We start from the raw sequence: 2,064 nt of genomic DNA on the forward strand, positions 1-2,064 counted from the left end.
TCAAAATAACTAACTGTAGAGAAAGAAAATTTTCATTTAGGGGGTACTTCAAAATCTTAGCTTGATAGCGATGTGGTAGCACCAACAAAACACAAATTTCGTACGCTACGACAATGTAAAGATTTTATGCTGCACGTAAAAAACCGATTAGTGAGAGCTCATAATCCGTGGGGGATAGACACCCCCCGCGAATTTAAGTGTCACTTCATAAAAAAGTAAGGGTCGGTACTGCATGTCATTTGACTATTACTTTTCCATCCATTCCTTTCAAGTAGTGGAACCGACATATTAGTTCATATGTACCGGGGGTTTCAGGTTTTACGGTAATTGTTTTTTCTTTTCCTGGCGGGACCTCAGCGTCGATTCCGAGCTTTTTCACCGTAAAGGTGTGATCTCTATTTCCTTTGTTTTTCAATAGAAACGTCGTCGTTTTCCCAGCCGGAACAGTGATGACATTCGGATTAAAGTAATCATCATTCAATTCAACCTCGATAGGCTGTCTCACAACGTCGGATTCGGCAAATACACGGAGTGATCCTAAAGTAGTAATAACTACAATCATCGCAAGTGAAATGATTAATCCAGTTAATAGCTTTTTCACAGACATTCACAATCCCTCCTTTCCTAAGCACTAGTGTTTTCAAATTACTAAAATATTATCAATATAAATGGGGTTTACGCGTGGCTTAAATAGTAATTCTTTCGGCAACTCCTACTAACCAAGCACTAACTGGAATAGGATTTGGGTAAATAAAAAAAGCCTCCACTACTGTGGAAGCTTCTCCAAATGATGTGCAATATCAATATACATATCGGAATAAACCGAATGGATTTCATTACTAGGCGCAGCGTTAGAAGAGAAGTGGACGATTACCATACTTGCTTTCGGATCGATGTAAAGAGTTTGTCCGTAACTGCCTAACACTTCGAAAGCACCTTGTTCATTATGCGGAATCCACCATTGATTATGATAAGAAATGGAAGCGCCGCTGCCAATTGCGAGTTCGCCTTCTTGTACATTTTTTACACCTTCTGTAATAGAAGAAGGGACGATTTGTTTTCCGTTATATTGACCATTATTTAAAAGTAATTGCCCGAACTTCGCCATATCTCTAGCAGTTGCATTTAAACCAGCACTTGCTTGTTCTACTTTTGTTTCATCTGTAACGTAATAAGCGTCTTCTTCCATACCAATTTGAGACCAAATTTGCTCGCTTACATTTTCAGCTAATGATTTGTCAGTGATTGTTCGGATAATCCAAGCGAGTGTTTCACTTGAGCCGTTATTGTAAGAAAAAGCGGAGCCAGGCGGTGCAGTTTCTTCTGCCTCTAGTAACATATCATAAATTTTCATAGGCCCCTCGTAATTTTTACCTCGGGGTAAAATATTACTAGCTAAATATAGTTGTGCATCTTGATTTTCTAGTCCTAGCTGCATATATCCGTGAGTAGGGTATTCAGCAGAAACTTGCATGTCCAGTAATTGCTGAAGTGTTGCTTTACCAAACGGTGTGTTTTTTAATTCTTTTATGTAAGTGTCAGCTGTTTTCTCTACATCAATAAGATTTTCTTCAGCGAGAGATTGTATGATTGCACCAGTAAAAACCTTTGCTAATGATGCCATGCCATGAGGTTCACTCTCGTTATATCCATTGAAATATCGCTCATAAACAAGTTGTCCATTATGTACAACGACAAAAGCGTCTGTTTTGTTTTCGTCTAAAAGTTTTTTTAGAGGAGTTGTATTTCCAAATCTACGCTCCACAGCAAAATCGTCTAAGTTTTGTAACGCGGTAGGGAAGGGAGCAACTTGGTCAGGATTGTTTTTTACTTCATTAATTAAAGTAAATTCTTTCATATGTGTATACGACCAGCGTAAGTAAGGATCGTCTAACCAGTTTTCTTTTGTGACAGTATCTTTAGTGGGGGTCGTTTTATTATGTTTAAAAAAAGTAAACCCAAGCCCTGTAACTACGAATAGTAATACTAGTAACAGTAATAGCAGGGGAGATTTCTTTACATTCATGTATGTACCTCCTTTAGTTTCTATTATAAGTATACGCT

2 protein-coding genes are annotated in these 2,064 nt (G+C 38.0%); both read right to left on the minus strand.

All coding sequences use genetic code 11. The annotated features are described in order from the left end of the window. Positions 1-235: 235 nt before the first annotated feature. The gene (locus tag AB3X48_RS21515) at positions 236-607 is read right to left on the minus strand and encodes a cupredoxin domain-containing protein (protein ID WP_088099280.1); all 372 of its coding nucleotides are present in this window, start codon (positions 605-607) and stop codon (positions 236-238) included. A 159-nt stretch (positions 608-766) separates the two neighbouring features. Next, positions 767-2,026, minus strand: coding sequence for a serine hydrolase domain-containing protein (locus tag AB3X48_RS21520; protein ID WP_088099279.1), 1,260 nt, complete (start codon positions 2,024-2,026; stop codon positions 767-769). Positions 2,027-2,064 lie beyond the last annotated feature (38 nt).

Origin of the sequence: Bacillus sp. S4 (assembly GCF_040838205.1) — a bacterium.
GTDB lineage: Bacteria > Bacillota > Bacilli > Bacillales > Bacillaceae_G > Bacillus_A > Bacillus_A cereus_U.